The sequence below is a fragment of the Neobacillus sp. D3-1R genome (assembly GCF_052180215.1).
In the GTDB taxonomy this organism is placed as follows: Bacteria; Bacillota; Bacilli; order Bacillales; family Cytobacillaceae; genus Pseudoneobacillus.
In genome coordinates this window covers 17,111-40,677 of sequence record NZ_CP197471.1, presented here as the reverse complement: position 1 = coordinate 40,677, position 23,567 = coordinate 17,111, and the positions used below count along the sequence as shown (strand labels likewise).

The window sequence follows — 23,567 nt, the reverse complement described above, 5'->3', positions numbered from 1 at the left end:
AGTATCAAGGTCGGATGTTTTTAACATTTATAGCTATAATAAAAACCAGCAGTTGTTCTGCTGGTTTAAGACCCACTATCAGGGAACTTCATTCCTGTCCAATCTTCCCAATCTTGACACTACCTTTTATGATCATAGATTCATTCGCAACGGCTATAATATCTGCATTGGTTCTAGAATGGACTCTAATCCATGGATCAAAAGGTAACCCCTCTGAATTTTTCCAATAGGCATAAGATTGCATTGGTATTATGGGATATTTGTGTTTAAGAGCTGATCTGACTGGTGCTACCATTTGGTTAAATCCTTTATCTCTAACCAAATCTTTCATCCTTCTCACCATATATCCACTAATATTACTCCCTCTAAAGTCAGGGTTTATCACAACGGCGATGGCTGAAACAGTATTAAGTATTATTCCTTGCTTATTTTCCTCTACACCGCGCCTTAAAACATCGTCCCAGCCTTCAGGAAGATTGTTTTTTGTCCCATCCCAGGAAAACGGTACAGCATTACCACATGCAATTGCTTCGTCATGTTCATTCACTAGTAAAAATTGCAACTGTGGAAATTGTTTCGGAAGTTCTCCAAAATATTGAGCAGCCACGTCATCAAACAGCATGAATCTTGCCCATCCCTTAGCATGCAATTCTTCCATTTTCTTTAGCAAATCAGGTCGTTCTACTAGAGTAAAAATTTTAAAATTTTGATTATCCATTATTTCTTCCCCCAAAATATTATTTATTTTTAATATTTGGGGATGAAAACAATTAAGAGGATCATCTGATCATTCCTTTATCCTAATATTAATTCTATTGTATAAAACTTTTGTTAATTTTTGTATATTATCTCTATTAAAATCTTCTATTTTTCTTTTTAAAAAGTAATCCACAATTTTATTCAACATAGAATGGTTTATTTAATAGCTATCAACAGACTTTTCCACATTATCCACAGAAACAAATGAAATTGTACACATTATCCACATAACTGTGGGTAAAACTCATAGTTATCCACAAAAAAAAATCCTCTTTTTTAAAAAGAGGATTTAAAATATGATTTTTTAGTTGTGGATTTCTAAGTCTAATCCTGGATTTGCATTTAAAGCTAAATCTGCCCGTTGACCTTTTTCATACATAATCGTACCTGCTGCTGCAATCATCGCCGCATTATCAGTGCATAGGGATAACGGAGGAATGACTAATTCTACAGTTGGTAACTTAAGAAATGCTTCCTTTAAGGCGGCCCGCAATCCTTTATTGGCAGCCACTCCACCTGCTAAAAGGATTTGTTTTACCTCATATTCCTTTGCTGCTCTAACTGCTTTCGTTACTAACACCTCAATGACACTTTGTTGAAAGCTTGCAGCCAAATTTTCGGGAGCAATCTCTTCACCACGTTGTGCAAAATTATGAACTGTATTTATTACAGCTGATTTCAAGCCGCTAAAACTAAAATCGTAAGAGTCATTCTCTAACCATGCTCTTGGTAGATCGATAGTTGGTTCACCCTCATGAGCTAACCGATCAATATGAGGGCCTCCTGGATAAGGCAGATTTAAAACTCTAGCTACTTTATCATATGCTTCTCCAGCAGCATCATCTCTCGTCTCCCCAATGACTTGAAAATGCCCATGTTCTTTCATATATACTAATTCTGTATGCCCACCAGAAACAACAAGGGACAATGAAGGAAACTTCATTTCCTCAACTAGACGATTGGCATAAATATGACCTGCAATATGATGAACCGCCACTAAAGGAATGTTATGTGCAAAGGCAATGGCTTTGGCAGCATTTACCCCAATTAATAAAGCACCAACTAAACCTGGTCCTTCTGTAACAGCAATTGCATCTAATTGATTTAAGGAGAGATTAGCTTGTTGCATCGCTTCTTCAAAAACGATGGTCATTTGTTCTACGTGATGACGTGAAGCAATTTCAGGTACAACTCCCCCAAATCTTTTGTGACTTTCAATTTGAGAAGCAACAACGTTTGCCACAATTTCTGTACCATTTTTAATGATCGCTACTGCTGTTTCATCACAGCTTGTCTCAATCCCCATTATATATAGATCTTTTTCCATTTATAAATTCACCCACATTACTAATGCGTCTTCTTGATTATCTGTATAATAATTTTTTCGTATTCCACCGTTATTAAATCCAAGCTTCCGATATAGATTTTGAGCAACGATATTCGTGACACGTACTTCTAATGTCATGGATTTAGCTCCCATTTCCCTAGCTACCTCCATGATTTTAGTTAGAATAGATTCTCCTAACTTTTTCCCTCTATATTCGGGAAGAACAGCAATATTGGTTATATGTGCTTCATCTATGACAATCCATGCACCACAGTAACCAATGATTTTTTCACCATCTTCTAGTACAACATAGGTAGCAAATTGATTTTTGTATAATTCATTATAAAATGATTCTTTGCTCCAAGGAGTAGCAAAAGATAGCTTCTCTATTTCAACTATTTGATCAATATCCTCTTCCCGCATTAATCTAAAAATTAATGAATCATTCATTGAACTCTTCCTAACTATTTAGTTTCATTTATACCTTTAGCTTCCATCCATTTCACTTCAGCTTCCGCTAACCTGATATAGTTTGGAACAAAGCTATGTAAGTCCTCAACTGGACGTTTACTTCCTAATAATCCTAATTCCGCTGGTCGTGGATTATTTTCTGTTATACTCGCAAATACTGCCTGCTCTCCTAATGCAAGCTCTATTGCCTCTTGATGAATAGGTAAATCATTACCTACAAATAAAATGGGTTCATTTAAGGTCCTTAATTTCTCTACCCAGTCTATTGTAAGAATATTTTGGTCGGGCATTATGGTTTCTAAATGTCCATTTTGATATTGATATAATCCTGTATATATCTGTCCTCTTCTAGCATCAAATAAAGGTGAGATATAACCTTTAAAATATCTTCCGGTATTGGCAGCTAATATTTCTAAACTTGAAATTCCAACTATAGGAATATTTAGACTCCAAGCAAGTGTTTTGGCAATGGTTACGCCAATTCTCACTCCTGTATAGGAACCTGGGCCTTTAGCTACAACAATCTTGGTTAATTGATTTGGAGCTATGCCACAGTCCTTCATTAATGCTTGGATGGCAGGCATAGCACGGATAGAATGATTCACTTTTACATTTGTTATATATTCACCAATCACTTTATCTTCTTCTAATAAAGCAACACCCAATGTGTAATTAGAAGTATCAATCGCTAATATACTCATGAAAAAATCTCCTTACAAAGTTCCTCATATCGATTTCCGGAAGGGGTTAATGTTATTTTTCGATTTCCATCATCATGTGTAAGATAAATCGTTAATATTTGCGTTGGAAGTTGATCTTTTATTAAGTGTGCCCATTCAACAACCGTAACACCAGCACCCTCAAAATATTCATCAAAACCTAAGTCTTCATAGATATCCTCTAAACGATAAACATCCATATGATATAAAGGTAAATTTCCTTGATACTCTTTTATAATCGTAAAAGTGGGGCTATTTACATTTCTCTTGATTCCCAGACCCTCAGCTAATCCCTTTGTAAATGTGGTTTTACCTGCACCTAAATCACCTTCTAAGGCAATAACATCACCAGGTTTTAAAAGTTTTGCTAAGCTTTGGGCAAATACCTTTGTTTCCTCAGCACTTTTAGATATATATTGAAAATTCATTTTTACTAATCACCTAATTCATTCAAAGTAATGAAGTATAAAAAATCCTTAGGATCTTTCCTAAGGATATTGTGAGCTATATGTAGTTTACATGATTTTTTGAATTTGAGCAAAAAAACGAGATATAACATCCATTTTCATTAAAAAGACATAAAAAAAACGAAACACTTGTTTCGCAAACTAGTTCTCTATTAAAAATGGCGGTCCCGACGGGAATCGAACCCGCGATCTCCTGCGTGACAGGCAGGCATGTTAACCGCTACACCACGGGACCACTATAGATGATAAAATTTTAAACCTGCACTAGGTTTGCAATCGTTAACTGTCTCTTCCTCTACTAGTTAATTCGAAGAGGTAAATGCGTCGAGACAACTCGAAGTAAACTCATTGTAGTATCGCTCGTCGCTACACCACGGGACCTTATTTTAGATGGATTATTGCGGGGGCAGGATTTGAACCTGCGACCTTCGGGTTATGAGCCCGACGAGCTACCGGGCTGCTCCACCCCGCGTCGATAATAATAAAATTCCCATCATATAATTATAGTATAAATACTGCCTGGCGACGTCCTACTCTCACAGGAGGAATCCTCCAACTACCATCGGCGCTGAGAAGCTTAACTTCCGTGTTCGGTATGGGAACGGGTGTGACCTTCTCGCCATCGCCACCAGACTGTATTTTTTTGAGGTAAACTCTTTTCACTTACGTGACAAAGTCTTGTTCCCTCAAAACTAGATAATGTATTAGAAGAAGTAAAAACGAGTTTGCCTATTTGGATATCCAAATGTTTTGGTTAAGTCCTCGAACGATTAGTATCAGTCAGCTCCACACGTCACCGCGCTTCCACCTCTGACCTATCAACCTGATCATCTTTCAGGGTTCTTACTAGCTTACGCTATGGGAAATCTCATCTTGAGGGGGGCTTCATGCTTAGATGCTTTCAGCACTTATCCCGTCCGCACATAGCTACCCAGCGATGCCTTTGGCAAGACAACTGGTACACCAGCGGTGCGTCCATCCCGGTCCTCTCGTACTAAGGACAGCTCCTCTCAAATTTCCTACGCCCACGACGGATAGGGACCGAACTGTCTCACGACGTTCTGAACCCAGCTCGCGTACCGCTTTAATGGGCGAACAGCCCAACCCTTGGGACCGACTACAGCCCCAGGATGCGATGAGCCGACATCGAGGTGCCAAACCTCCCCGTCGATGTGGACTCTTGGGGGAGATAAGCCTGTTATCCCCGGGGTAGCTTTTATCCGTTGAGCGATGGCCCTTCCATGCGGAACCACCGGATCACTAAGCCCGACTTTCGTCCCTGCTCGACTTGTAGGTCTCGCAGTCAAGCTCCCTTGTGCCTTTACACTCTACGAATGATTTCCAACCATTCTGAGGGAACCTTTGGGCGCCTCCGTTACTCTTTAGGAGGCGACCGCCCCAGTCAAACTGCCCACCTGACACTGTCTCCCACCCCGATAGAGGGGTGCGGGTTAGAATTTCAATACAGCCAGGGTAGTATCCCACCGACGCCTCCACCGAAGCTGGCGCTCCGGCTTCTCAGGCTCCTACCTATCCTGTACAAGCTGTACCAAAATTCAATATCAGGCTACAGTAAAGCTCCACGGGGTCTTTCCGTCCTGTCGCGGGTAACCTGCATCTTCACAGGTACTATAATTTCACCGAGTCTCTCGTTGAGACAGTGCCCAGATCGTTACGCCTTTCGTGCGGGTCGGAACTTACCCGACAAGGAATTTCGCTACCTTAGGACCGTTATAGTTACGGCCGCCGTTTACTGGGGCTTCGATTCAGAGCTTCGCTTGCGCTAACCCCTCCTCTTAACCTTCCAGCACCGGGCAGGCGTCAGCCCCTATACTTCGCCTTACGGCTTCGCAGAGACCTGTGTTTTTGCTAAACAGTCGCCTGGGCCTATTCACTGCGGCTTTTCGAGGCTATTCACCCCAAAAAGCACCCCTTCTCCCGAAGTTACGGGGTCATTTTGCCGAGTTCCTTAACGAGAGTTCTCTCGCACACCTTAGGATTCTCTCCTCGCCTACCTGTGTCGGTTTGCGGTACGGGCACCTTTTATCTCGCTAGAGGCTTTTCTTGGCAGCGTGGAATCAGGAACTTCGGTACTATATTTCCCTCGCTATCACAGCTCAGCCTTCACGGTAACGGGATTTGCCTCGTTACCAGCCTAACTGCTTAGACGCACATATCCAACAGTGCGCTTACCCTATCCTTCTGCGTCCCCCCATTGCTCAAACGATAAAGAGGTGGTACAGGAATATCAACCTGTTATCCATCGCCTACGCCTTTCGGCCTCGGCTTAGGTCCCGACTAACCCTGAGCGGACGAGCCTTCCTCAGGAAACCTTAGGCATACGGTGGATGGGATTCTCACCCATCTTTCGCTACTCATACCGGCATTCTCACTTCTAAGCGCTCCACCAGTCCTTACGGTCTAGCTTCAACGCCCTTAGAACGCTCTCCTACCACTGACACCATACGGTGTCAATCCACAGCTTCGGTGTTACGTTTAGCCCCGGTACATTTTCGGCGCAGAGTCACTCGACCAGTGAGCTATTACGCACTCTTTAAATGGTGGCTGCTTCTAAGCCAACATCCTGGTTGTCTAAGCAACTCCACATCCTTTTCCACTTAACGTAAACTTTGGGACCTTAGCTGGTGGTCTGGGCTGTTTCCCTTTTGACTACGGATCTTATCACTCGCAGTCTGACTCCCACGGATAAGTCTTTGGCATTCGGAGTTTGTCTGAATTCGGTAACCCGATGAGGGCCCCTAGTCCAAACAGTGCTCTACCTCCAAGACTCTTACTACGTGAGGCTAGCCCTAAAGCTATTTCGGAGAGAACCAGCTATCTCCAAGTTCGATTGGAATTTCTCCGCTACCCACACCTCATCCCCGCACTTTTCAACGTGCGTGGGTTCGGGCCTCCATCCAGTGTTACCTGGACTTCACCCTGGACATGGGTAGATCACCTGGTTTCGGGTCTACGACCACATACTCATTCGCCCTATTCAGACTCGCTTTCGCTGCGGCTCCGTCTTTTCAACTTAACCTTGCATGTAATCGTAACTCGCCGGTTCATTCTACAAAAGGCACGCTATCACCCATTAACGGGCTCTAACTACTTGTAGGCACACGGTTTCAGGATCTTTTTCACTCCCCTTCCGGGGTGCTTTTCACCTTTCCCTCACGGTACTGGTTCACTATCGGTCACTAGGGAGTATTTAGCCTTGGGAGATGGTCCTCCCTGCTTCCGACCGGATTTCTCGTGTCCGGCCGTACTCAGGATTCACTCAGGAGGGAACGAAGTTTCGACTACAGGGTTTTTACCTTCTCTGACCGATCTTTCCAGATCTGTTCATCTACCCCGTTCCTTTGTAACTCCATGTTGAGTGTCCTACAACCCCAAGAGGCAAGCCTCTTGGTTTGGGCTATGTCCCGTTTCGCTCGCCGCTACTCAGGGAATCGCGTTTGCTTTCTCTTCCTCCGGGTACTTAGATGTTTCAGTTCCCCGGGTATGCCATCAGTACCCTATGTATTCAGGTAAAGATACTACTCCATTACGAGCAGTGGGTTTCCCCATTCGGAAATCTCCGGATCAAAGCTTACTTACAGCTCCCCGGAGCATATCGGCGTTAGTCCCGTCCTTCATCGGCTCCTAGTGCCAAGGCATCCACCGTGCGCCCTTATTAACTTAACCTAAAGGTTAATTCTCTTACTATAAAATAAGAGAGAAACTAAAATGGCAATTACTCGGTTTTTACTTGGTTTCTTCTATACGATTATCTAGTTTTCAAGGAACAAGTAGTAGTAGCTACCTAAATAGCTACCGAGAGATTGCTCTCTCAAAACTAAACACCAAACAATTAACACCAAAGATTTAAATGTTTTTTTGTGACCAATGGTCACTTATATTCCTTAGAAAGGAGGTGATCCAGCCGCACCTTCCGATACGGCTACCTTGTTACGACTTCACCCCAATCATCTGTCCCACCTTAGGCGGCTGGCTCCTTACGGTTACCCCACCGACTTCGGGTGTTACAAACTCTCGTGGTGTGACGGGCGGTGTGTACAAGGCCCGGGAACGTATTCACCGCGGCATGCTGATCCGCGATTACTAGCGATTCCAGCTTCATGCAGGCGAGTTGCAGCCTGCAATCCGAACTGAGAATGGTTTTATGGGATTCGCTTAACCTCGCGGTCTTGCAGCCCTTTGTACCATCCATTGTAGCACGTGTGTAGCCCAGGTCATAAGGGGCATGATGATTTGACGTCATCCCCACCTTCCTCCGGTTTGTCACCGGCAGTCACCTTAGAGTGCCCAACTAAATGCTGGCAACTAAGATCAAGGGTTGCGCTCGTTGCGGGACTTAACCCAACATCTCACGACACGAGCTGACGACAACCATGCACCACCTGTCACTCTGTCCCCCGAAGGGGAAAGCCCTATCTCTAGGGTTGTCAGAGGATGTCAAGACCTGGTAAGGTTCTTCGCGTTGCTTCGAATTAAACCACATGCTCCACCGCTTGTGCGGGCCCCCGTCAATTCCTTTGAGTTTCAGTCTTGCGACCGTACTCCCCAGGCGGAGTGCTTAATGCGTTAGCTGCAGCACTAAAGGGCGGAAACCCTCTAACACTTAGCACTCATCGTTTACGGCGTGGACTACCAGGGTATCTAATCCTGTTTGCTCCCCACGCTTTCGCGCCTCAGCGTCAGTTACTGACCAGAAAGTCGCCTTCGCCACTGGTGTTCCTCCACATCTCTACGCATTTCACCGCTACACGTGGAATTCCACTTTCCTCTTCAGTACTCAAGTCCCCCAGTTTCCAATGACCCTCCACGGTTGAGCCGTGGGCTTTCACATCAGACTTAAAGGACCGCCTGCGCGCGCTTTACGCCCAATAATTCCGGACAACGCTTGCCACCTACGTATTACCGCGGCTGCTGGCACGTAGTTAGCCGTGGCTTTCTGGTTAGGTACCGTCAAGGTACCGGCAGTTACTCCGGTACTTGTTCTTCCCTAACAACAGAACTTTACGACCCGAAGGCCTTCATCGTTCACGCGGCGTTGCTCCGTCAGACTTTCGTCCATTGCGGAAGATTCCCTACTGCTGCCTCCCGTAGGAGTCTGGGCCGTGTCTCAGTCCCAGTGTGGCCGATCACCCTCTCAGGTCGGCTACGCATCGTCGCCTTGGTGAGCCGTTACCTCACCAACTAGCTAATGCGCCGCGGGCCCATCTGTAAGTGACAGCCGAAACCGTCTTTCAGCTTTCCCTCATGTGAGGAAAAGGATTATCCGGTATTAGCTCCGGTTTCCCGAAGTTATCCCAGTCTTACAGGCAGGTTGCCCACGTGTTACTCACCCGTCCGCCGCTAACCTTCAGGAGCAAGCTCCTAAAGATTCGCTCGACTTGCATGTATTAGGCACGCCGCCAGCGTTCGTCCTGAGCCAGGATCAAACTCTCCAATAAAGTGTTTGATATAGCTCATAAAGTTTACTCTGGCTTTTTTTAAAAACTTCTATAATAGAAGCCTTACCTTTGTTAATGTTTGGTTGTTTAGTTTTCAAAGAGCAATTTTTGGAGCGGGTGATGAGAATCGAACTCACGACATCAGCTTGGAAGGCTGAGGTTTTACCATTAAACTACACCCGCATATTTAATTAATGTCCTACTGGTCGGGAAGACAGGATTCGAACCTGCGACCCCTTGGTCCCAAACCAAGTGCTCTACCAAGCTGAGCTACTTCCCGATATTATGGCGCGCCCGAAAGGAGTCGAACCCATAACCTTCTGATCCGTAGTCAGACGCTCTATCCAATTGAGCTACGGGCGCATATTAGTTCTTAAAAAAGCGACTTAACCATCATACCATTTTAAGATTTTAATGTCAACACTTAATTTTATATTATTTGGTGCGGCCGAGAGGACTTGAACCTCCACGGGGTTGCCCCCACTAGGCCCTCAACCTAGCGCGTCTGCCATTCCGCCACGACCGCATGTATAAATTAAGAACATCATTAATCATAACAAATCATCGCATTCTATTCAAGTGTAAACACTTGGTAAAAACAATGAAGTTATTGGTGCGGGTGAAGGGAGTCGAACCCCCACGCCTTGCGGCGCCAGATCCTAAGTCTGGTGCGTCTGCCAATTCCGCCACACCCGCATATAAAAAATAGTTTTTTAGTTAAACAAAAAACTGGTGAGCCATGAAGGACTCGAACCTTCGACCCTCTGATTAAAAGTCAGATGCTCTACCGACTGAGCTAATGGCTCATTTAAATGGCTGGGCTAGCAGGATTTGAACCTACGCATGTCGCAGTCAAAGTGCGATGCCTTACCGCTTGGCTATAGCCCAACAAAATAATGGCGGTCCCGACGGGAATCGAACCCGCGATCTCCTGCGTGACAGGCAGGCATGTTAACCGCTACACCACGGGACCAGAATGAATTTAAAGTTTTAAACCTGCACTAGGTTTGCAATCGTTAACTGTCTCTTCCTCTACGAGTTAATTCGAGGAGGTAAATGCGTCGAGACAACTCGGAGCATATCCATTGAAGTGTCGCTCGTCGCTACACCACGGGACCAGAATAAGTTTTAATATAGAATAGATAGCGACTCAATAGTAAACTATAGAGTCGCTAAATGGATGACCCATACGGGATTCGAACCCGTGTTACCGCCGTGAAAGGGCGGTGTCTTAACCGCTTGACCAATGGGCCTTAATTAAATGGCGGAGAAGGAGGGATTTGAACCCTCGCGCCGGTTACCCGACCTACACCCTTAGCAGGGGCGCCTCTTCAGCCTCTTGAGTACTTCCCCAAAAATGGCTCCGCAGGTAGGACTCGAACCTACGACCGTTCGGTTAACAGCCGAATGCTCTACCACTGAGCTACTGCGGAATATTAATATGGTAATTCTTACTTTTCTAAATATCGACAACAGTTTAAGCTTACTTGTCCCTGTCGACTCTTTATATTATAAAAATGACGACTAGGAAAGTCAAGGAGTAAAAATAACCCTTTTTAATCTCCTACAAAAAACGACTGCTGTTTTTTAAACAACAGAATGTGATTCTAACAAATAGATTAGTCGGTTGTCAACACCGATACCTTTTTTAGCTTTCCTTTACATTTTCCACAAACATATTTTTGTATATTAACAGCTCTCCTACGTTTAAAAACCAAAGAACAATCAGAACAAGTATATACATAAAGCTTTAAGCTTCGATTCGTTTTAGGTCTTTCCGGAAGTTGTTTACAAAATCGCGGAGCACCCACTTGTTTCATTAACTTTTTAAAATCAGGATCTTGATGTTTATATCCCTTCTTTTCTAAGTGAAGGTGATAATGACATAATTCATGTTTAATGATTCCGATTAATTCTTCTAAACCTAATTGTTCGTAATATCTCTTATTTAATTCAATATTATGCGAATGTAATAAGTATCTTCCGCCCGTTGTTTTTAATCTTGAATTAAAGGTAGCTTGGTGGCGAAATGGTTTTTGAAAATAGTTTAGAGAAATCTTCTCGACTAGTAATTGTAAATCTTGTTCATTCATTTCGCTTCCTCCTTTTTACAAGAACGTGACAAACTATTATAGCATATATTATAAATACCTATTTATTTTAAATCATGACTATATTAACCGTTAGTGTGGAATTTAAAGGACACACATTCCGCTAATTCGGCAATATTCACGATTTTCTCGAGTTTAAAGGACACAGGTTCCGTTATTCACTATATTTCAGTGTAATAAGGCATTCTTTAAGTACGATAGCGGAACTATAGTCCGCTAATCTTCTAAAAACAACCATTTTTCACAATATAACGGATCGTGTGTCCGCTAAATTTAAATATTGTCGGCTTAATAAAGCATAGGGTATTACACACTAAAACTCAGTCATTTTAGAAAATATTTAAAATCACTAACTCCTGCAACATATACATCTTAGTTAAGGAGGTTCCTATATGCCTACTTGGTTCCAAAATCAAATGAAAAAGGCATTTTTCGAAAAAAATCGATATCAAATTAAACTACTTAATCAATGCTGGTTTTTCTATAGAAAAAAGAACTGTTCGTAAAGATAAAGAACTGACTCTACTATTCCAGAGTCAGTTCTTCTTTTATTCGACTATTTATTTGGAGGGAGCATGGTTAAGGAAACACGCCCTTTTTGTTTATCGATCGAATCTACCCAAACGGTAACAATATCTCCTACTGAAACGATATCTAAAGGATGTTTGACAAATTTGTTTGTTAACTTGGAAATATGAACAAGACCATCTTGTTTTACTCCAATATCCACAAAAGCTCCAAAATCCACAACATTTCGAACAGTGCCTTGTAACTCCATACCAGGCTGAAGATCTTCAAGCTTAAGAACGTCCTTTTTCAATAATGGTGCAGGTAGTTCATCGCGTGGATCACGTTCTGGTCTTACTAAAGCATCGATAATATCCTTTAAGGTCAGTTCCCCTATGGAAAGCTCAGCCGCTACTTCGGAAACATGAATCGATTGTAATGCTCCTCTTAATTGTTCGGTACCTAAGTCCTTTGTCGTAAAGCCGTATTTTTTCAATAGATTTTTAACCACCTGATAATTTTCAGGATGGATACCTGTTCGATCAAGAGGTTCTTTTCCATCTAATACACGTAAGAAACCGATTGCTTGTTCGTATGTCTTCGCCCCAAGTCGAGGAATTTTCTTAAGTTGATCTCTTTTTTCGAATTTCCCTTCTTCTTCTCTCTTCTTCACAATATTGTTGGCCACTGATTTTGATAAACCTGCCACATATTGTAGTAATGATGAGGAAGCAGTATTCACATTCACTCCCACTTGGTTAACAGCTGTTTCTACCACAAAAGTTAAGGATTCAGATAGCTTTTTTTGAGAGACATCATGCTGATATTGCCCTACTCCAACTGATTTTGGATCAATTTTCACAAGCTCTGCTAATGGATCTTGCAGTCTTCGAGCAATTGAGACTGCACTTCGTTCCTCTACTTGGAAGTGTGGGAATTCCTCGCGTGCTAAATCAGAGGCAGAATATACACTTGCTCCAGCTTCATTGACAATTAGGTAATAAATCTCATGTTTTACTTCTTTTAAAAGTTCTGCAATAAATTGCTCTGTTTCTCTTGAAGCTGTCCCATTACCAATCGCGACCATTTCCACTTTATATTCATTGATAATGTCTAATGTTTTCTTTTTAGCTATATCTGTTTTGGAAACAGGTGGATGCGGATAAATCACATCGATTTTTAGAACCTTCCCTGTATCATCCACAACAGCTAACTTACAACCTGTACGATAAGCAGGGTCTACTCCTAATACGATCTTCCCTTTTAAAGGTGGCTGCAATAATAGATTTCTCAGATTCTCAGAGAAAATATGGATGGCTTGTCCTTCCGCTTTTTCTGTTAATTCACTGCGGATTTCTCTTTCAATCGATGATTGAATGAGACGCTTATAACTATCCTCAATTGCTTCTGTTACCTGGGGTGAGGATATGGCATGAGGATTTTTAATCCATTTTTTATTTAAGAAGGTGATGATTGATTCAACTGGCGGCTTTACGGCTACCTTTAAAACCTCTTCCTTCTCACCTCGATTTAAAGCTAAAATTCTATGGGGTACAATTTTAGAAACAGGTTCTTCGTATTGGTAATACATTTCAAAGATCTTTTTTTCATCTTTCTCCTCATCTTTGATACTTGTTTCAATCATTGCGTTTTTATACGTTTCGTGTCTTATCCATTTTCGGCTTGTTGCATCATCCGCAATCCATTCCGCAATAATATCTTTTGCCCCTGCAATAGCTTCCTCAACCGTTGATACTTCTTTTTCTGAAGATAAGAACTCTTGAGCTTTCGTTTCCACACTTCCGTTATCCGGAAAAGACATTAACCATTCCGCTAGCGGTTCTAGTCCTTTTTCCTTTGCAATGGTGGCTCTTGTCCGTTTTTTCTGTTTGTAAGGGCGATAAAGATCTTCTACTTCCTGTAGTTTGGTTGATTTATTGATTTGTTGCTGTAGTTCGTCCGTCAATTTTCCTTGTTCTGTTATAATCCGTAATACTTCTTCTTTTCGTTGCTCAAGGTTTTGTATGTATTGCCATCTTTCACTAACATCCCGTATTTGAACTTCATCCAAAGCACCGGTTTGTTCTTTTCGATAGCGGGCAATAAACGGAACTGTATTACCGTCTTCCAATAACTCAATAACATTTCTAACCTGCTTTAATGATAAGTTTTGTTCCTGAGCAATTTGCTTTAACAATATATCTTTCTTTTCAATGGTTTGTTCCAAATTTTAAACCTCCAACTCTTTTTACACTCTTTATCTTATTGTACCAAATCATGATATAAAACGTTAGAAATGCAGAATCTCTAAGGTTTATTTTTACCAAATTCTCAAAAAGAAAAGCCTACTCTTATGAGAGTAAGCTTCCCACGATGACCGTAGCATCGTCGTTTGACTGACCAAATTTCCTTGCAATCTCATCTGATATGGTTTTGACAGATAAATAGGGTTTTAAAAGATTTTTTATTCCTTGATAAACAAAACCATCAGAATGGATTAAAAATTTCGAATTCGGTTCGTATGAAAATCTTTGTGTATGGTAGACTTGGGGCCTCCCTGATAAATAACCAGAGACAGGTAAAGGATAAATGAGATGTCCATTTGGGGTGTAAAGATAAAAACGAATATTTCCTACACAGCTATAGACAAATTCACGAGAATGAAAATAGACCTTAAAAATGGAGACTGCTGCTCCTCTTTTTTCAAATAAAACTCTATTACATTCTTTCATTAAACTTTCTACACTTTCTTGGTGATTCTTTTCAATGATTTCCGTAACCGCTGATGAAGCCTCATGAGCATATTTACCGCTACCCAATCCATCAGCTACTACACAAATGAAATAATCTTCTGTTTCGATGAAGAAGTAACCATCTCCACATTGGGTTTTCCCCACTTTAGTTGACTGGTGTGCATAGACTTCGATGTTTTTTTGATATTCCGTCATGAAAGGCACTCCGTACTGTTAACATCTGAGTAGATAGCTTCTCTTAGTTTTTTAATCGCTTTTCTCTGTAAACGGGATACATGCATCTGAGATATCCCTAATTTATCTCCTGCATCCTTTTGACTTAGGTTATCAAGATAGGTATATTGAATAATTTGTCTTTCACGTTCTGATAATACATGTAGTACTTTTTCCAAGACGAGCTTTTGATTGATTCTTTCGTAGCCTTGATCTACGTCTCCTACGATATCTAGGAGTGTGACGGTTCCACCTTCCGCATCTGCTTCTATCGAATGGTCAACCGATAACGCTTGATAGCTTTTCCCCATTTCCATTGCTTCTAAAACTTCTTCCTCTGATACCTCTAACGACTTTGCTATTTCATACACCTTTGGGGAGCGCTGGAGTTTAACTGTTAATTCCTCAACCGTTGATTTAATCTTTGGACCTAATTCTTTAATCCTTCTTGGTACATGTACACTCCATGTTTTATCACGTAAAAATCTTTTTATCTCTCCGATAATCGTTGGTACTGCAAAAGCCTCGAAGCTTTTTCCAAATGAATCATCGTACCTTCGGATAGCACCTAATAGTCCTAACATCCCAACTTGATAAATATCTTCATGAAAGGATCTACCTTTCGAATATTTTCTTGCAAGCATTTCCACAAGGTTTTGATATTGCATCACTAATTGTTTTTGAGCTTCTTCATCTTGCTGTAACTGGTAGGCGCGGATTAACTCATTTACGGAATCCTTACTAGAGTGATTAGGTTGAGATGGTTTCTGCATCGATCTCCACCCGCTCTCCTTCAAGGTATTTAGTCATAAAAACAGTTACGCCCACTTTGTGATGAATTCTCACTTCATCCATCAAGGTTTCAATTAAGTAGAGACCTAAGCCTCCTTCACGTAAAAACTCAACAGAATCATGTTGATCATAAGGACCAAGGCCTTTACGTGCTTGCTCAAAATCGAAGCTATCACCATTATCCGCAACCATAATTTCGATCCGATCTTGGTAAAGACCATAACCTACCGTCACTTCTCCATGGCCATCATTTTTATAGGCATGCTGAACCGCATTGGTACATGCTTCACTGACTGCTATCTTTAAATCATCCAACTCTTCATAGGAAAATCCCATCCGACTCGCGATTCCTGATAAGGTTAAACGAACCACCCCAACGTATTCAGGTTTAGCAGGGATTTTCATCTCTATATAATCAAATGGTTGATTCATTGAACTTCACCCTCTACCACACTGTTTATCTCCATAATTTCAGCAAGACCTGTAATTTTAAATAATCTTTTTAATCTATCAGATAACCCAGTCAACTGAAATTGACCGTTGAATTTTCTAATGGATTTAAATACTCCTACAATTACACCTAATCCGGTACTATCCATGTATGTAACTGCAGAAAGATTTACGACCATTTTTACTCCTTCTTGTTCTGATAAAGGAAAAAGTTTTTCTCTTAGTTTAGGGGCCGTATACGCATCAATTTCTCCACCAACAAATACATCAACATTGGGGTGATTTTCCTTTATATCTATTGTCATATTCATAGCTGACCCACCTTTCTGAGAAATCATTCTTCTTGGTAATTTCTACTTACCCGTTCTCCATCAAACCTAAACATTTCTTTTTAGGATTATGAGGGTAAAATCGTCACGTAACTGGAATTGTTGAAGTTTTTCAAGTTCCCTAAAGATATTGTTAACAATTTCTTGAGCTGGTAAGTGGATATATTTTCGAATAAAACCAATTAGGGATTCTCTTTCAAGAAAACCATTTTCTGTCCGGCATTCTGTCACTCCATCAGACATTAAAATAATCATATCGCCTGGATTCACTTTCTTTTCATACTGAGGATATTTTGTCCTTTTTTCAATTCCCAATAAAAGTCCCTTAGCCTCTAGTTCCGAAAAGACTTTCGTCTCTCCACAATAAAAGAATCCAGGTTCATGACCAGCAGATGCGTATCGGAAGGTATGACTTTTTAAAGAATACATTCCATAGAACATCGTAATGAACATGCTTAAGTCGACATTTTGCTCTACTACCCTATTCAGATTCTCTAAAACCGTACTTGGAGTGTTTCGGCTTTCTGGCAAGCTATCCATGGCATATTTAATCATCGACATACATAATGCAGCTGGTATCCCTTTTCCAATTACATCCGCAATCGCGACATTAATATTTTGATTTTCATCTTCTACAAAGTGAAAATAATCACCATTCATAAGTTTAGCAGGAACGCTTAACGCGCCAATATCAAGACCTTCCACAGAAGGTATATCTGTTCCGAGTAAGGTTTGTTGGACATTTGCAGCTATCTCTATTTCCGTTTTAATTTCATGCTGTTTATGTCTTAAGCTTTGCAGTTCCCGATAAGCTAAACCATAGCCCATCATAACTTCTAGTAAAATATCAAAGGATTGGATGACCTTAGCCGACAAATTAGGTTCAAGCTCTTCCAGTAAGCTTTTATGCAACATGATAATTTCTTCAGGAGACACATGATGCTCGATTGATTTTCTACTGAATTTTTGACCTTGGTAAAGTGCTTGTTCGGATGGATTTTCCATATAATTCGCTAACATTTCTCTATATTTACTTTCCATTAATTCACGAAAATCCATTGTACTCCCCCTAACTATCGGAGCCATTTGGATGTCTTAATTTCCGTCCCCTTACCTGGTACTGAATCAATTAAGAATTCATCCATTAATCTTTTTACACCTGGTAGCCCTGCTCCTAGTCCTCCTGATGTAGAATAGCCATCTTCCATTACTTGTCGTATATCACTAATCCCAGGTCCACTATCAGTTGCTAGAATTTGCAATCCCGCTTTTCCTCCGATAAAAAGCTTTTCTATGCAGATTTGACCATGGCCGGCATATAGGTATATATTTCTAGCTAGTTCACTAATCGCCGTTGTAATACGAGCCTGATCAACTGTACCAAAGCCAAGCTCTTTTGCAACATTTCGACCAAGTTGCCTTGCTGCTACGATGTCCCATTCATTTATTATTTTTACGCAGGATTGGATGCCCATAAATTCTAATCCCCCAATTCCTGTTGTAATTTCTCCAAACCTTTTTCTAAATCTAAGGCAGTAAGGACATCATCCAAGCTTATACCCAATTCGATTAATGTTATCGCAACGGCAGGTTGAATACCCGTAATCACCACTTTTGCACCCATTAATTTTGACATACTAATGACATCACCGAGAACCTTAGCAATAAACGAGTCAATAAAATCAATGGAAGTGATATCAATAACAACTCCATTTGCACTCGTTTCATGAATTTTATGCAGTAAATCCTCTTGGAATTGAAGGGCAGTCCGGTCATCCAATTCCCATTGAATCGAGACTAATAAACAATCCTTTAGTTTTAAAATTGGTATCCTCACTCTGTTCCCACCACCTTAACGATTTTATGATTCGTAATTTCTAGGGCTGCTTCAATTCCCTTTTTCAATGTATTTTTTGTCGTAAATTGATTTAAATTAATGCCTAAATTAACGATGGTTTGGGCAATTTCTGGACGAATGCCAACAAGCATACACTTGGCACCTACCAAACGAACCGCTTCTGCCGCTTGGATGATGTGATGAGCCACCATTGTATCTACAACAGGAACCCCTGTAATATCAATGAGAACTACTTCAGATCGGTGCTTCACCACTCCGTGAAGTAAATTCTCCATAATTTGCTTTGCTCTTTCTGTATCAATCGTACCGACTAATGGCATAATTGTAATTCCTTCAAATACTGGAATGAGGGGTGCTGATAGCTCCTGTAGGGCAATTTTTTGTAGGGAAACCGTTCTTTCCCACGTCTTTGAGTAAGTATTGACAATTTCGTTGCGCATTGGAGTCATCCAACGATCAAATTCATAAACAATATCCATTTGATTATCTTTCGTGACAAAATCAACTTTGCTCATTCCCTCAAACACTAAACGTCCAAATGCTTGCAAGCCTTCCGTTACAAAATGTAAAGGCCATCCTAAGCGGACTACTTTTTCGGCAAAGTCTATTAATTTACTTTGAAATTCATCTTTCGACTCATTTATATTGGAAATGACTAAGTCAATAAATTCTCTGCTTGTCCCTGTAAAAACCTGATCGGAAACGACTTTTATTACTCGTTCATCCGCTTTTTCTTTCATTTCTTCCATCCACAATTGGAGCAAATCATTTTTGTTAGCATAAATATAATCTAATATTATGTTTTCCATGTCATCCTCCCCATTCTATCATATGCTTCTTGAGTGATTAGAATTATCATGTACCTGTAAAGGTATATAAATAAATTTGTAATATAACTTACTTAAATTATGATTTATATTTCAATTTAATGACAATTATGAATTCACGTCAATCTTAATGAACACTTTACTTTGACCTTGTTTTTTACCCGATTTTGATTATTGGTAAACCTATTTCTAAAATATTCTTATACATTGTTGCGAATTTGAATATTGGTTGCCTTTCACTCCAGGATGCTCGCTTTCCGCGGGGCGTGCGGTGAGCCTCCTCGTTGCTATCGCTCCTGTGGGGTCTCACCTGTCCCGCTTCTCCCGCAGGAGTCTCGCACCTTCCGTTCCAGTCAACGATTGTTTTAAAGAATTTCGTTCCAAAAACAACAATCTTTTAATAAGGCTATTTTCCAAAAGTTCGTTACCTTTTTAACAATCTGAGTTGATTGTAGCGGAGGGCACTTGACTCCTACGGGAAATAGAGGGAAGTGGGAGACCCCACAGGCGCTCTGCGCCGAGGAGGCTTCCATCCCTCCCCGTGGAAAGCAAGTGCCTGGAGCGGAAATCAACGGACAAACTATAATACGATAAAAATCTTTAAAAGTGAGCTGAAAATAAAAAAAGACAAGCATGTTTTGCCTGTCTTTTTTGCAGATACACCAGTATATTTTTATAATATGTATAGAAAACGCTCTCCTATCAAAGAGCGTATTTTCAATTTTAAAACTCGATGAGACCTAAACTAATTTGTAAGGCTTCATCCACTTTCTCCATCATTTCGTCATCGAGATGAGTAATCTTATCTGTTAACCGCTGCTTATCAATTGTGCGAATTTGTTCTAATAGAATGACCGAATCTCGTTCAAAGCCATATCGTTTCGCATCAATTTCAACATGGGTTGGCAGCTTTGCTTTTTGAATTTGAGCTGTGATTGCTGCAACAATGACTGTGGGACTAAACCGGTTCCCGATGTCGTTTTGGATGACAAGTACAGGTCGGACGCCGCCTTGTTCAGAACCAACAACTGGGGATAGGTCCGCAAAATAAACGTCACCACGCTTCACTATCAACGGATTATCCTCCGCTAACAAGACGTTCTACTGTGTGTTCCGCTTCGTACTCTGCTAAAAAAGCTTCCGATGCAATACTTAAATTAAGTTTGGCCATTTCCATATAGCCACGTCTCATGGCTTCGCGAATTTGTCTCTTTTTCCGCTCGCGCAAATACATTTTCGTTGCTTGATAGATGAGTTCACTTCTGTTTACGTTTTCTTGTTTCACAAAACCATCTAGCTCGTTTAACAGATGTTGCGGCAATTCCACTAAGATTTCCGTTGTTGCGCTGGATTCAGACACAAACAAACACCTCCACCATCACTACACACCATATTACTTACCATTTTTAATAATACCATTAATCAAGAAAGATGCAAAGTCTATTTGACAATTCCCTCCGTATTATTCTCAAAATAACCATACAAATACCATGAATCAAACAAAATTTTAAAAGAGAGAATATTCTTCTTATAGGCCTTCTAATAAGGAATTCTGCAATTCAACAATTTCCCCTGAACGTTTGTAGATTCTCGGTACCCGATTGGATATGATACAAGGAACTTCATAATTAATGGTTTCTAACTTTTTAGCAACCTCGTTGGTAGATATCTTTTCGCCATTTTGCTCCCCTATCAGAGTCACCTTTGTCCCAATAGGAACATAGTTAGGAAGTTTAATCATACATTGATCCATGCAGATTCTCCCTACAATGGGGGCTCTTACTCCCTCGACTATCACCTCTTGCCCTTGCAGCTTTCTAATCCATCCATCTGCATAACCGATTGGTAAGGTGCCGATCCATTCTTCTTTCCCTGTTTCATAAGTGGCCCCATAGCTAACCTTTTCTCCTTTTTGCAACTGCTTTACATGGACGATCCGGGAATGGAGACTAAAGGCTTCCTTTAAAGGAACAGGTAAAAGATGCTCTATTTCAACTGAAGGGGTTAATCCGTACATCGCAATTCCTATTCTCACTGCATTCCAGGAAGCGGAAGGAAACCTTAATGCTGCTGCGCTATTACTGCAATGAATAAGCTTTGGTTTTTCCTGAAAAGCATTTAGTAAAACTTGAAATCTCTTCTGTTGCAATTCAAAATAGGAATTATCTAGTTCATCTGCAGTGGCAAAATGGGTATAAACACCCTCAATAAGGAACCGAACATCTTGTTTTACAAAATCTTCAATAGCATTTACTTCTTTAGAATCTCTTATTCCAATTCTGCCCATCCCTGTATCAATTTTTAAATGAACAGGTAAGGTATCCTGTTGTTCTAAGAATTTTTGTGCCTCTAAAAACCATTCATATTGAAAAGCCGTTAATGTAATTTTATGCTGGACTGCTACTTTTACATCTCTTGGTCTACTTGCTCCTAAAACAAGTATCGGAGCTTCAATCCCCTTTTCACGCAAGACAAGAGCCTCATCTAAAAAGGCTACAGCTAGATAACTTGCCCCCGCATTCATCGCACACTTCGCTACTTGTACGGCACCATGACCATAAGCGTTTGCTTTTACTACCGCGATAATGCTTACATCTTCCGGAAGAATACTTTTTATGGAACGAACATTTGCTGAAATATCATCTAAATCGACTTCAGCCCACGTATCTCGATAAAAATATCCTTGTTCCTCCATCATGTTCACTTCCTATTTAACAAATCTTGTTGTTTGATTTAAAAATATTATTGAACTGTTTAAGTTCAATGTCAAATCTACTCCATCGACCTTTCTATTCTATAACATCTATCCAAGAAGAAAAGTCATTTACAAAAATTCAGGAGCAATTTCCCACAAAAAGAAGCAGACCCCTTATCAAAGGTCTGCTATCTTTCATTATTTTATTCCATCACCTTGAACAGAACGAGCAATGTTTACCATTTCTTCAGGGCTTAAATCATTGGAAGCAATCATATAATCGACTCCATCTTGAGTCCAAGTAATAGAACGATCTGTTAAAGCTCCAACTGTAAATCCTAAATCAACTGGCTCACCTTTGACATACGTTGCTGCTCCAGTCGTTGTAACCGCTTGAGCCATTTCTTGAATTAATGTGAAGGATTTTTCACCATCATACGTTAAAATAACACGCTTTCCATCTTCAAATGATACTTCTTTTTCTTCGATTAAACTTACACCTGGAATTTCGGTTGTTGGATATTTCACCGCGAATTCCTTCGCATTTACTTGAGCCATTGCTGGTAAGCCAAGCTGAGCTCCAGTCATGTTCTTTTTCATATCAAAATCGTCTTTATCAAAGCTAGCATTAAACTTCACTTTTGAGAATTCAACGGTTACAAGGGCATTATGATCAACATCCATCACTTTAACCATTGCAGGAGATAAATCCTTTTTGTTTAACTTAATTTCTTGGACAGGAAGCATTTTATTGTTTTGATAACGTGTTTTTGTTTCAAAAACATAATGATCCTTTGTAGATTCGAATTTTGCTTCCTTATCTTCAATAATGTCTTTAATTAAAGATTCGTAAAGGTAGGCTTGACTGCTATTTTGCGGCCAATCACTTTGGAATTTAAAGCTCTTGTTTAAAGCAGGTGTTAAAACATATACACCTTCGTCATTACGTAAAATCATTTGACTCTGATCTTGTTTTGCATTTTTTAAGTTCACACGGTAGTAAGTAGGATCCTTATGCCATATTTCCACTTCATATACTTGTGGTTCTGCCCCCATTTGCAAAGTCATTTTTGCATTGACTTTATAACTGTTTAAATCTCCTAACTTACTATTTAGTTCCTTGACCACATCTTCTTGTGATTTGGAACCGCATGCTGATAATACAAAAATTACCATTAGTCCAACGAAAAGCAGGAACAACTTTCTTTTCATTCCTTCAACCCCTTCTTGTCTCATTTCTAGCGTAAATTTTAAAAGAGACAACAAGACTAGCGGAACCATTCACCATTCTTTTGATTGAAGGGCTTAGATATAGTTATGGGTCAAGCATAGCCTTGTCTCTCCTATTTCACTATGAATATATGAGACAACCTGAGGGATTATGACGGACATGGATGACAAGCGTAAATATTTTTGAACATTTTTACTATTATTAACCTAATTTTTCAATAATCACCTGTGCAATCGCATAATCCCGACTGTGCGAGATAGAAAGATGAACACCTTCCTTGAACGGTAATAGGATATATGGTTTTCCTTTTTCATCGGATTCAATTTCAATATCAAGAAAAGATAATTCTTTCCCTATTCCCGTACCTTTTGCTTTTGCAAAAGCTTCCTTTGCTGCGAACCTTCCAGCTAGGAATTCAATCTTTCTTTGCTCATTTAATTGTTCAAAGACAACTTGTTCTTTACTTGTTAGAATGCGTTGTATAAATTTCGGTTGTCTTTCTATAATGTTTTTAATACGATCTAACTCAACAATATCGACACCTAGTCCAAAAATCATTGTTCAACTTCCTTCTAAATGTTTTTTCATTTGTATATAAA

General features: G+C 40.4%; 21 protein-coding genes, 13 tRNA genes and 3 rRNA genes. 1 reads left to right on the top strand and 36 read right to left on the bottom strand.

Going from position 1 to position 23,567, the window contains the following annotated elements; all coding sequences use genetic code 11:
* Positions 1-88 precede the first annotated feature (88 nt).
* The 22 genes from ACSBPO_RS00270 to ACSBPO_RS00165 all read right to left on the bottom strand — a co-directional run bounded on the left by ACSBPO_RS00270 (position 89) and on the right by ACSBPO_RS00165 (position 11,295).
* Positions 89-718, bottom strand: a complete 630-nt coding sequence (locus ACSBPO_RS00270) for a GNAT family N-acetyltransferase (RefSeq protein ID WP_442597634.1) — start codon at positions 716-718, stop codon at positions 89-91.
* Positions 719-1,063: 345 nt separating this feature from the next.
* Positions 1,064-2,086: a tRNA (adenosine(37)-N6)-threonylcarbamoyltransferase complex transferase subunit TsaD gene (gene tsaD / locus ACSBPO_RS00265; RefSeq protein ID WP_442597632.1), complete on the bottom strand. Its 1,023-nt coding sequence runs from the start codon at positions 2,084-2,086 to the stop codon at positions 1,064-1,066.
* Positions 2,087-2,536 (bottom strand): ribosomal protein S18-alanine N-acetyltransferase, encoded by a 450-nt coding sequence (gene rimI, locus ACSBPO_RS00260; RefSeq protein WP_442597630.1) that lies wholly within the window; start codon positions 2,534-2,536, stop codon positions 2,087-2,089. It abuts the gene before it with no gap.
* Between the two features lie 14 nt (positions 2,537-2,550).
* Positions 2,551-3,258, bottom strand: a complete 708-nt coding sequence (gene tsaB / locus ACSBPO_RS00255; RefSeq protein ID WP_442597629.1) for a tRNA (adenosine(37)-N6)-threonylcarbamoyltransferase complex dimerization subunit type 1 TsaB — start codon at positions 3,256-3,258, stop codon at positions 2,551-2,553.
* Positions 3,255-3,704: a tRNA (adenosine(37)-N6)-threonylcarbamoyltransferase complex ATPase subunit type 1 TsaE gene (tsaE, locus tag ACSBPO_RS00250; protein WP_442597628.1), complete on the bottom strand. Its 450-nt coding sequence runs from the start codon at positions 3,702-3,704 to the stop codon at positions 3,255-3,257. Before tsaE ends, tsaB begins: the two co-directional genes overlap by 4 nt.
* Before the next feature lie 198 nt (positions 3,705-3,902).
* Positions 3,903-3,978: transfer RNA gene (locus tag ACSBPO_RS00245), tRNA-Asp, on the bottom strand.
* 163 nt (positions 3,979-4,141) lie between these two features.
* Positions 4,142-4,215, bottom strand: a tRNA-Met gene (locus ACSBPO_RS00240).
* Between the two features lie 45 nt (positions 4,216-4,260).
* A 5S ribosomal RNA gene (rrf, locus tag ACSBPO_RS00235) occupies positions 4,261-4,376 on the bottom strand.
* Between the two features lie 117 nt (positions 4,377-4,493).
* Positions 4,494-7,430 (bottom strand): 23S ribosomal RNA (locus tag ACSBPO_RS00230).
* 222 nt (positions 7,431-7,652) lie between these two features.
* Positions 7,653-9,202, bottom strand: a 16S ribosomal RNA gene (locus ACSBPO_RS00225).
* Together the 16S, 23S and 5S rRNA genes with 13 tRNA genes alongside form the textbook arrangement of a ribosomal RNA operon.
* A 109-nt stretch (positions 9,203-9,311) precedes the next feature.
* Positions 9,312-9,385, bottom strand: a tRNA-Gly gene (locus tag ACSBPO_RS00220).
* Between the two features lie 20 nt (positions 9,386-9,405).
* Positions 9,406-9,482 (bottom strand) — tRNA-Pro (locus ACSBPO_RS00215).
* 6 nt (positions 9,483-9,488) lie between these two features.
* Positions 9,489-9,565 (bottom strand) — tRNA-Arg (locus tag ACSBPO_RS00210).
* A 77-nt stretch (positions 9,566-9,642) separates the two neighbouring features.
* Positions 9,643-9,728: transfer RNA gene (locus tag ACSBPO_RS00205), tRNA-Leu, on the bottom strand.
* Between the two features lie 85 nt (positions 9,729-9,813).
* A tRNA-Leu gene (locus ACSBPO_RS00200) sits at positions 9,814-9,898 on the bottom strand.
* A gap of 34 nt (positions 9,899-9,932) precedes the next feature.
* Positions 9,933-10,008, bottom strand: a tRNA-Lys gene (locus ACSBPO_RS00195).
* 7 nt (positions 10,009-10,015) lie between these two features.
* Positions 10,016-10,090: transfer RNA gene (locus ACSBPO_RS00190), tRNA-Gln, on the bottom strand.
* Positions 10,091-10,099: 9 nt separating this feature from the next.
* A tRNA-Asp gene (locus ACSBPO_RS00185) sits at positions 10,100-10,175 on the bottom strand.
* A 208-nt stretch (positions 10,176-10,383) separates the two neighbouring features.
* Positions 10,384-10,455, bottom strand: a tRNA-Glu gene (locus ACSBPO_RS00180).
* A 9-nt stretch (positions 10,456-10,464) separates the two neighbouring features.
* Positions 10,465-10,555 (bottom strand) — tRNA-Ser (locus tag ACSBPO_RS00175).
* Between the two features lie 5 nt (positions 10,556-10,560).
* Positions 10,561-10,635 (bottom strand) — tRNA-Asn (locus tag ACSBPO_RS00170).
* A 186-nt stretch (positions 10,636-10,821) separates the two neighbouring features.
* Positions 10,822-11,295 (bottom strand): SprT family protein, encoded by a 474-nt coding sequence (locus ACSBPO_RS00165; RefSeq protein ID WP_442597626.1) that lies wholly within the window; start codon positions 11,293-11,295, stop codon positions 10,822-10,824.
* 410 nt (positions 11,296-11,705) lie between these two features.
* Here ACSBPO_RS00165 and cmpA point away from each other — a divergent pair, with 410 nt between their 5' ends.
* Positions 11,706-11,819: a cortex morphogenetic protein CmpA gene (cmpA, locus tag ACSBPO_RS00160; protein WP_442597624.1), complete on the top strand. Its 114-nt coding sequence runs from the start codon at positions 11,706-11,708 to the stop codon at positions 11,817-11,819.
* Between the two features lie 50 nt (positions 11,820-11,869).
* Here the strand turns inward: cmpA and ACSBPO_RS00155 are convergent, their stop codons facing one another.
* The 14 genes from ACSBPO_RS00155 to acpS form a co-directional block, all read right to left on the bottom strand.
* Positions 11,870-14,047 (bottom strand): Tex family protein, encoded by a 2,178-nt coding sequence (locus ACSBPO_RS00155; protein WP_442597622.1) that lies wholly within the window; start codon positions 14,045-14,047, stop codon positions 11,870-11,872.
* Between the two features lie 124 nt (positions 14,048-14,171).
* Positions 14,172-14,768, bottom strand: coding sequence for a PP2C family serine/threonine-protein phosphatase (locus tag ACSBPO_RS00150; RefSeq protein WP_442597620.1), 597 nt, complete (start codon positions 14,766-14,768; stop codon positions 14,172-14,174).
* A complete protein-coding gene (gene sigB / locus ACSBPO_RS00145) occupies positions 14,765-15,559 on the bottom strand; it encodes an RNA polymerase sigma factor SigB (RefSeq protein WP_442597618.1) in 795 nt (264 codons plus the stop codon). The genes ACSBPO_RS00150 and sigB overlap by 4 nt, the downstream gene beginning before the upstream one ends.
* Complete coding sequence (rsbW, locus tag ACSBPO_RS00140) at positions 15,537-16,010, bottom strand: anti-sigma B factor RsbW (protein ID WP_442597616.1); 474 nt, start codon at positions 16,008-16,010, stop codon at positions 15,537-15,539. The genes sigB and rsbW overlap by 23 nt, the downstream gene beginning before the upstream one ends.
* Positions 16,007-16,339, bottom strand: a complete 333-nt coding sequence (locus tag ACSBPO_RS00135; RefSeq protein ID WP_442597614.1) for an anti-sigma factor antagonist — start codon at positions 16,337-16,339, stop codon at positions 16,007-16,009. Before ACSBPO_RS00135 ends, rsbW begins: the two co-directional genes overlap by 4 nt.
* A gap of 66 nt (positions 16,340-16,405) precedes the next feature.
* Positions 16,406-17,416, bottom strand: a complete 1,011-nt coding sequence (locus tag ACSBPO_RS00130; RefSeq protein ID WP_442597612.1) for a PP2C family protein-serine/threonine phosphatase — start codon at positions 17,414-17,416, stop codon at positions 16,406-16,408.
* Positions 17,417-17,430: 14 nt separating this feature from the next.
* Positions 17,431-17,832 (bottom strand): anti-sigma regulatory factor, encoded by a 402-nt coding sequence (locus tag ACSBPO_RS00125; RefSeq protein WP_442597610.1) that lies wholly within the window; start codon positions 17,830-17,832, stop codon positions 17,431-17,433.
* Between the two features lie 5 nt (positions 17,833-17,837).
* Positions 17,838-18,194 carry an STAS domain-containing protein gene (locus ACSBPO_RS00120; RefSeq protein WP_442597608.1) on the bottom strand — a complete coding sequence of 119 codons (357 nt, stop codon included), beginning with the start codon at positions 18,192-18,194 and terminating at the stop codon, positions 17,838-17,840.
* Positions 18,191-19,024: an RsbT co-antagonist protein RsbRA gene (locus ACSBPO_RS00115; protein ID WP_442597606.1), complete on the bottom strand. Its 834-nt coding sequence runs from the start codon at positions 19,022-19,024 to the stop codon at positions 18,191-18,193. The genes ACSBPO_RS00120 and ACSBPO_RS00115 overlap by 4 nt, the downstream gene beginning before the upstream one ends.
* Positions 19,025-19,765: 741 nt before the next feature.
* Positions 19,766-20,116 (bottom strand): type II toxin-antitoxin system endoribonuclease NdoA, encoded by a 351-nt coding sequence (ndoA, locus tag ACSBPO_RS00110; protein ID WP_009795787.1) that lies wholly within the window; start codon positions 20,114-20,116, stop codon positions 19,766-19,768.
* 4 nt (positions 20,117-20,120) lie between these two features.
* A complete protein-coding gene (locus ACSBPO_RS00105; RefSeq protein WP_442597604.1) occupies positions 20,121-20,402 on the bottom strand; it encodes a CopG family ribbon-helix-helix protein in 282 nt (93 codons plus the stop codon).
* Between the two features lie 168 nt (positions 20,403-20,570).
* Positions 20,571-21,737, bottom strand: a complete 1,167-nt coding sequence (gene alr, locus ACSBPO_RS00100; RefSeq protein WP_442600439.1) for an alanine racemase — start codon at positions 21,735-21,737, stop codon at positions 20,571-20,573.
* Positions 21,738-21,935: 198 nt separating this feature from the next.
* A complete protein-coding gene (locus ACSBPO_RS00095; RefSeq protein WP_442597602.1) occupies positions 21,936-22,949 on the bottom strand; it encodes a LolA family protein in 1,014 nt (337 codons plus the stop codon).
* 220 nt (positions 22,950-23,169) lie between these two features.
* A complete protein-coding gene (acpS, locus tag ACSBPO_RS00090; RefSeq protein WP_442597600.1) occupies positions 23,170-23,526 on the bottom strand; it encodes a holo-ACP synthase in 357 nt (118 codons plus the stop codon).
* Positions 23,527-23,567 lie beyond the last annotated feature (41 nt).